Here is a 6,778-nt window from a genome sequence, read left to right on the forward strand (position 1 = left end):
ATGAACAGGAGACAGACATTAAAGGCTGCTTTTATCGAACGCAAGGGCACTGCTACACCTTATGAAAATTCTTATTGTCAGTGATGCCTGGCATCCGCAGATAAACGGGGTTGTGCGCACCTACGAACAGCTTTCCCATGCTCTCGCCGCAACGGGGCACGACGTCAAAATCATAGGCCCCGCGGATTTTCCCTTGCGCATGCCCCTGCCCGGCTATCCTGAAATCCGCTTGGCGCTTTTTCCCTACATGCGCCTGAAAAAACTGATAACGGCCGCCGCGCCCGACCAAATCCATATCGCCACCGAAGGACCGCTGGGACAGGCCGCCCGGCGGTATTGTCTCAAACACGCAAAAACCTTCACAACCGCCTACCACTCGCGTTTTCCTGATTTTATCGCCGTGCGCGTAAACCAGTATGTCCCCCTCCTCGCCGGAATTGCCAAAAAATATACGGCCCGTCTGCTGCGAAGATTTCACGCCCCCGCTAAAGTCGTCATGGTCTCAACCCAAAGCCTGCAAGACGAACTCACAAAGACAGGCTTTTGCCCCCCCATGGTCCGCCTGACCCGCGGCGTGGATACAGGCATCTTTTATCCCGGCCCCAAAACGCTTTTCCATGCGCTTAAAAAACCCGTCGCGCTTTATGCCGGACGCATTGCCATCGAAAAAAATATAAACGCTTTTTTGGACATGCCATGGCACGGCGATAAAGTGGTCGCCGGATATGGCCCCGACCTTGAAAAACTCAAAAAAAAATATCCTCATGTTCATTTTACTGGCAAAAAAACCGGGGAGGCTCTCGCCGAGCATTACCGCAGCGCCGACGTCTTTGTTTTCCCTTCCAAAACCGATACCTTTGGCATGGTTTTAATCGAAGCGCTGGCTTGCGGCCTGCCGGTGGCGGCCTATAACGTCATGGGACCGCGCGATGTTATCACCGAAGATTTCCTGGGCGCTTTGGATGATGACCTCAGTCGTGCCGCCATGAAAGCTCTGACAACCGGCAGCGCCAATGAGCGCCACGCGCATATCCGCACACATTATACATGGGACAAAGCCGCCCGGCAGTTTCTGGATGCCCTTTAATTTTCAATACGAAACGTCTACAATAACCCTTCAACAGGAAAGAAAAAACGCAAAACCATGCCGCGAATACTTCTCGCCGACGACGATGCCGCCATGCGGAGCTTTTTAACCGCTGCACTGGAAAGAGCCAAACACGAAGTTCTCTCCTGCGAAGACGGTTTGAAGGCTCTGGAAAAGCTCAAAACAGACGCCCCTTTTGATTTGCTCCTGACCGATATTGTCATGCCCGGCATGGATGGAGTAGAACTCTCAAAAATGGCAAAAACGCTCTACCCTGACATCAAAATCCTTTTTATCACGGGTTTTTCCGCCATCGCAGCCGAACAAAGCGCTTCCCCGGATAATGACGCCCGCGTAATGTCCAAACCTTTCCATCTGATCGAACTTATCCGGCAAGTCAATGCTATTCTGGAAAGATAAAATGTGCTACCCCCACAACGGGACATTAAAAAATAGATGTTTAATCTGACAGGGGAATCCGAATGTTTAAAAAAATATTATGCCTTCTCATTTCCGCGCTGTTTCTTGGAATAGCTCCCCTTCACGCAAGCGAGCACTCTCCGTTCACAGAAATTTTTGTTGAAGGGGACAAAGAGCTAAACGGCATATTCGACCTTTCGATAGAGTACGGGCCGGATGGGATCGGCTGGATGGCCTATTCACGGGTTTCCATACCAAAACATGTTTCAACTCATCTCGCCAAAAGCACCGATCAGGGTGCCTCCTGGCATTATGTCGGGGTGGTGAATCAATCTCATGCCCAAACCGTTCACATTGGAGGAAAGACCTTTGAAGGAGTCTGGCGCTATGAAACGCCGAGCCTTGTTTATGATCCCTGGGATGTTCCGGAAAAAAGATGGAAGCTTTATTCCGAAAGATATTATGTACTTCCACCGTTCAAAAAAAACAATACGTTGCACGGCGAAGGCTGGATTGAGTACAAGACAGCCAGAAGCCCTGAAGGGCCGTGGTCAGGGCCGGTCTGCCTGTTTGGGCAGAAAAAACACAACTGCAAAATCCAACCCAATGCGTTGCACCCCTCCTTGTCCAGAAACATGTACTATAATGAGATAGGAACTCTCGCTTACAACGGCGTTCTATACATGAGTCTGGATGCAAGCCCGACGGCCTCCGGACTGGGAGAATGGGAAAAACGTGCGGTTGTCCTGTTTTCCTCTTTGGACCACGGGAACAGTTGGCGCTATAACGGCGTTCTTACAGACTACCGGGATGCATCAAGTTTTGGTTATTTTGCCCTCACTGGAACAAGTCTTGTCGAGCACAACAGCAAACCGTATCTTCTGGTTACGCCGTCTGGAAAAAAAGGGCTTCTTGTAAAAAACAGAGGTCATGACGGGTGTTACCTCGTTGGTTTTCATAATATAAACGGCGCGAAACTTGAACGCGATTCCGACGGAAAGCTTCATATTATCAAAAATATCCCTCCGGAATACAATTCCGGCGGACTTTGCGACTATCACAAAGAAAACAGAAACGGAGGCATTTTGTTTTCCCAGATCGATTTTAACAAAAACCCCGTCCTTTTTGGCGTTTATAATACGGGCTGGACGGCAGAAGGATACTCCCGCTAACAAAACGGAAGCCTCCTAAGAAAAATCCGACGCTACGATGGTAAGGGAAATTGTCTCTTGCACTCTCTGCGTTTTGGCATTAGAGATGTCGGTCAATGGTCATCGGCCATGCGGGCGGTTAGCTCAGCGGTAGAGCACTTGCTCGACACGCAAGGGGTCACAAGTTCAATCCTTGTACCGCCCACCATTTTCTCAAATCCCATTTGTATTTCAGATACATAACTGAACAGCTATTCTAGGTGTGCCATAAAGTGGGCCATTCTCAATGGCTTTACCAAACTACGTCACCACACCCCCGCTCCTCTTCCTTTGTTATCGTACGGGGACAACCATAAAAATTAGGGACAAAATGATCCAAGGCAGGTAATCTTTCTGTATGGAATTTCATGCTAAGAATTCAGATGCTTTGGTTGAATTGGCGCTTGCGGCAAAAGAACAAGGGAAAGTTCAGCGTGCGGAAGCTTTGTTCCTCCAGGCCCTTCAGCAAGATTCTCATAATCCCGATATCCTTAAAAACCTGGGTATGGTTATGCTGGATACGGGCCGGTATCAGAACGCTGTAGAATATTTACAAAAAAGCATTTCAATTCAACCGGACGATGCAAAGGTGCATAACGGTCTTGGTATCGCATTCCAGAATATCAATTTTTTAGAGGAATCCGAAAACGCCTACAAGACCGCCATTCAGTTGAACCCTGATTATGAGGCGGCTTACAGTAATCTTGTCTCCGTTCTGGAGCGCAGGAACCGGATGGAGGAAGCAAGGCAATATGTCGATCAAGCTAAAGCCTTATTTCCGGGCGGCATCCTTATTACCCTGAATGAAGCCATTGTTTTAAAACGGGAAGGCCGGCTGGAAGAGGCCGTTCAGCTTCTCAAGACTGAAAAATATCCGCAAGACCCAATGACACGCCTTAAGGTTAAACATGAGTTAGGACTGATGTATGACAGGCTGGATAACGTTGATAAAGCCTTCGAACAGTTCCGGGATTTCAATGCCTGCGCTTCCGAGGTTTTCGGAATTAGCCGGCAAAGAAAAGCGCCTTACCTGAATAAAATTGAACGCTTTCGGGAAGTTTTTACGCCCGAATGGGTTTCCTCATGGAAAAGGCAAAATTCCGAAAAGCCTGTAAGAAATATGGCTTGCCTGATGGGGTTTATGCGCAGCGGAACGACTTTGCTGCAGCATATATTAAACGCCCACCCTGCCATTTATGCCTCCGAAGAAATTCATGCTTTCCCCATCGTTGAAGAAGAAATACGCAAGACGTTTGACGCCTATCCCGAATGTATGGCCGATTTTGGCGGCGAACAAATTGAGCATTTCAGACAGCGCTATTTTGAAATTCATCGCGGTGACAGAAACTGGCAGGAGGCCGGGCTGTTCGTAGACAAATACCCCATGCTAACAAATATGGCCGGACTAGTGCATCGGCTTTTTCCCGAAGAAAAATTTATTTTTATCAAGCGTCATCCGTGCGACTGCATTCTGAGCGCCTATATGCAATTGTTCGTCCCAAACGAAGCGTCCGTTCATTTTTACAATCTGGATGATACCGTCAACCTCTACACCGGAATCATGGATTTATGGGAGGTTTATGAGAACACGCTGCCGCTAAACGTTCATTACGTGCGTTATGAGGATATCATAGAGGATTTTGAAAGTTCTGTCCGAGGCGTTTTAGACTTTCTTGATGTTCCATGGGACGATGCCGTTCTTGATTACGACCAAAAGGTCCGCCGATCTTCTGATGTGATTTCGCCAAGCTATGAGCAGGTCAGTGAAAAAATATACAAACATGCGCGTTACCGGTGGGTGAGATACAGGCCCTATTTGGAGCCGTATTTAGAGCGGTTAAAACCCTATGCGGAGCGCTTTGGGTATTAACTTTGCATGTCTGAATAATACAAAAACAACCCCGCTTATTACCGAAATTTTACCGGAAAATAAAAAACACCCCGCAGGATGCCTGCTAGGCTCCAGACTCACAGCTTAAATCCAATAGCAAAGTAGAGCGGCAAGGCAGAGGCCAGCGAGATAATTTCTGGCGGGTTTATCTTATCTTGTGGCGATGCGCCGCCAATCCTTGATCCCTCTGGATGCTGCCCAGATCAACACGGCGCGGCTGGTCAGTTCCGGCCCGTTGTCGGACACGATGATCTCCGGCGCGCCGCGCTTTGCCACCAGAAGGTCAAGCTCCCGGACAACCCGCAGGCCAGGTATGAAGGTGTCCGCTTCCAGTGTCAGGCATTCCCGCGCGCATTGCTCCATTACGCCCAGAACCCGGAACCGCCTGCCGTCGCTTAAGGCATCGCTTATAAAATCAAGGATCCACACCTGATCGATCCGTTCCGCCCTTGGCAACGGGGCGCGCGTCCCGACCGCCTTTTTGCGGCCTTTCCTACGCTTTACCTGCAACTTCTCCTCTTTGTAAAGCCGGTGGATTTTCTTGATGTTGTCCGCAAAGCCGTCACGCCGCAGGAACACAGCCAGACGCCGGTAGCCAATGCGCCGACGCTCGGCGGCCAGTTCGGTCAGACGTTCGCGCAAAGCTGTATCCGGCGGACGGCAGGAGCGGTAGCGCACAAGAGCGCGAACAACGCCCAGCACCGAACAGGCCCGCCGTTCGCTCACATTGTGCGTTGTTCTCAGATACGCCACCGCTTCACGCTGCGCGCCCCGCGTCACCACTTTTTTGCGTTCACGTCCTTCAGCATCGCGTTGTCCAGGCTCAAATCCGCCACCAGCTTCTTCAGACGCGCATTCTCCACCTCAAGCGCCTTCAGCTTGTGGGCATCGCTGATCTCCATCCCGCCAAACTTCGCCTTCCACTTGTAAAACGTCCCCTTGCTGATCCCGTGTTCCCGGCATAAATCCGCCGTCGCCTGACCGGCCTCGTGCGCCTTTAATATCCGGATGATCTGTTCTTCGTTAAATCGGCTCTTCATTGTCTGCTCCTTCTGACCCTATCTGGGCCGCTTATGTTTAGCAGACTCTACAAACTTCTGGACTAAATTATGGGGGGGAGCAGGTCAGATGGTAGATTGTCGTTTTAATACCCCCGTATTAGGGATAAATGGATCAAAAAAACCTGACGTTAGAAAAAACCTACGCAAGTTCTATTATTTCTTTTTCCAGATATTGCTCATAGTTTTTCCAGTACCCCGCCCCGGTTTTATAAAGGGGTTCTTTCACTTGGAAAACACTGGCCGTATTGACCGTTCTCTTTGTTTTATGGAAGTCCAAACACGTATCCTGCCAGTCTAACCCACAGTAGTCCAAAAGCCTTTTTGTACCAGTTTTCTGGTCTTCGATTAAATCTTCATACCGAAAATCCAGAATTTCTCCCGGCAAAATACTGTGCCAGTAAGCCATCATTTCTGTATAAAGCTTATACACTTCCGCCAAATTTTTTTGATCATAGGCAAAAGGATGCCCTCCCATAAAACGACATTTATAAATAGAAAGGCATGTATCACGCGGATCTCGTATGCAGTGAATAATTTTGGCCTTTGGAAACATGCTCTTAATCAACCCGATATAGCGAAAATTCATGGGCATCTTGTCTGTGATAAAAGAAGCAGATGGAGAGAGTTTTTGAAGGCTAGAGATATAACTGTTTGCCGCATTTTCAATTTTTTTAGGTGTCAGTAACGCAAAACTTTTTTGATACTTGTCTGAAACAAGCCCCAGGGTCTGCGTAAATATTTTCCACATGAGATCGAGTTCACCGGCACCATGAACATCAGTGTGACTTGCAAGAATTTGCTCCGTTAATGATGTCCCGGATCGCGGCATTCCGACGATAAAAACGGGTGTAACATCATATGATTGAGAATTTTTATTTTCGAAAATAAACTCTTTTGAAAAACTGTCACGAATGAGCCTGAAATAAGACTTTGTGTTTTCCAGTGAAAAATCTGATTTCTTATTCACAAGATCGTTTCCACGCGCATAGTGCTGAAAAGAAACTTCGTAGTCCTTTAAATCCTCATACGCTTTTCCTAAAGAAAAATGCAGCTCAGACTGACCTACAGATAAAACGGAAGGATGACCCAACAATTCTTCCATTGCTTTTATGTGAGGGTCGGCGGCACT

The 6,778-nt window shown here is 48.3% G+C and carries 7 protein-coding genes and 1 tRNA gene; 5 read left to right on the plus strand and 3 right to left on the minus strand.

Features of this window, described 5'->3' with window-relative positions; all coding sequences use genetic code 11:
• Nucleotides 1-61: 61 nt before the first annotated feature.
• The 5 genes from H6853_09340 (at nucleotide 62) to H6853_09360 (ending at nucleotide 4,567) form a co-directional block, all read left to right on the plus strand.
• Nucleotides 62-1,087: a glycosyltransferase family 1 protein gene (locus H6853_09340; protein ID USO03705.1), complete on the plus strand. Its 1,026-nt coding sequence runs from the start codon at nucleotides 62-64 to the stop codon at nucleotides 1,085-1,087.
• 57 nt (nucleotides 1,088-1,144) lie between these two features.
• Nucleotides 1,145-1,507, plus strand: a complete 363-nt coding sequence (locus tag H6853_09345) for a response regulator (GenBank protein USO03706.1) — start codon at nucleotides 1,145-1,147, stop codon at nucleotides 1,505-1,507.
• 62 nt (nucleotides 1,508-1,569) lie between these two features.
• Nucleotides 1,570-2,679 carry a hypothetical protein gene (locus H6853_09350; GenBank protein USO03707.1) on the plus strand — a complete coding sequence of 370 codons (1,110 nt, stop codon included), beginning with the start codon at nucleotides 1,570-1,572 and terminating at the stop codon, nucleotides 2,677-2,679.
• A 112-nt stretch (nucleotides 2,680-2,791) separates the two neighbouring features.
• Nucleotides 2,792-2,866 (plus strand) — tRNA-Val (locus tag H6853_09355).
• Nucleotides 2,867-3,055: 189 nt separating this feature from the next.
• Entirely contained in the window at nucleotides 3,056-4,567 is a 1,512-nt protein-coding gene (locus H6853_09360; protein USO03708.1) for a sulfotransferase, read from the plus strand.
• 171 nt (nucleotides 4,568-4,738) lie between these two features.
• On the opposite strand, the gene H6853_09365 is transcribed toward H6853_09360, so the two are convergent.
• The 3 genes from H6853_09365 to H6853_09375 all read right to left on the minus strand — a co-directional run.
• On the minus strand, nucleotides 4,739-5,368 hold the full coding sequence (locus H6853_09365; protein USO03709.1) for an IS3 family transposase: 630 nt from the start codon (nucleotides 5,366-5,368) through the stop codon (nucleotides 4,739-4,741).
• Complete coding sequence (locus H6853_09370; protein ID USO03710.1) at nucleotides 5,365-5,628, minus strand: transposase; 264 nt, start codon at nucleotides 5,626-5,628, stop codon at nucleotides 5,365-5,367. The genes H6853_09365 and H6853_09370 overlap by 4 nt, the downstream gene beginning before the upstream one ends.
• A 160-nt stretch (nucleotides 5,629-5,788) precedes the next feature.
• Nucleotides 5,789-6,778 (minus strand): sulfotransferase (locus tag H6853_09375; GenBank protein USO03711.1); only part of this gene is annotated, 990 nt, incomplete at its 5' end.

The sequence above is a fragment of the Rhodospirillales bacterium genome, assembly GCA_023898765.1.
GTDB lineage: Bacteria > Pseudomonadota > Alphaproteobacteria > Micavibrionales > Micavibrionaceae.

Coding starts and splice junctions, on each gene's coding strand:
- H6853_09340 (USO03705.1), top strand. CDS start 62: ATGAAAATTCTTATTGTCAGTGATGCCTGGCATCCGCAGATAAACGGG.
- H6853_09345 (USO03706.1), top strand. CDS start 1,145: ATGCCGCGAATACTTCTCGCCGACGACGATGCCGCCATGCGGAGCTTT.
- H6853_09350 (USO03707.1), top strand. CDS start 1,570: ATGTTTAAAAAAATATTATGCCTTCTCATTTCCGCGCTGTTTCTTGGA.
- H6853_09360 (USO03708.1), top strand. CDS start 3,056: ATGGAATTTCATGCTAAGAATTCAGATGCTTTGGTTGAATTGGCGCTT.
- H6853_09370 (USO03710.1), bottom strand. CDS start 5,628: ATGAAGAGCCGATTTAACGAAGAACAGATCATCCGGATATTAAAGGCG.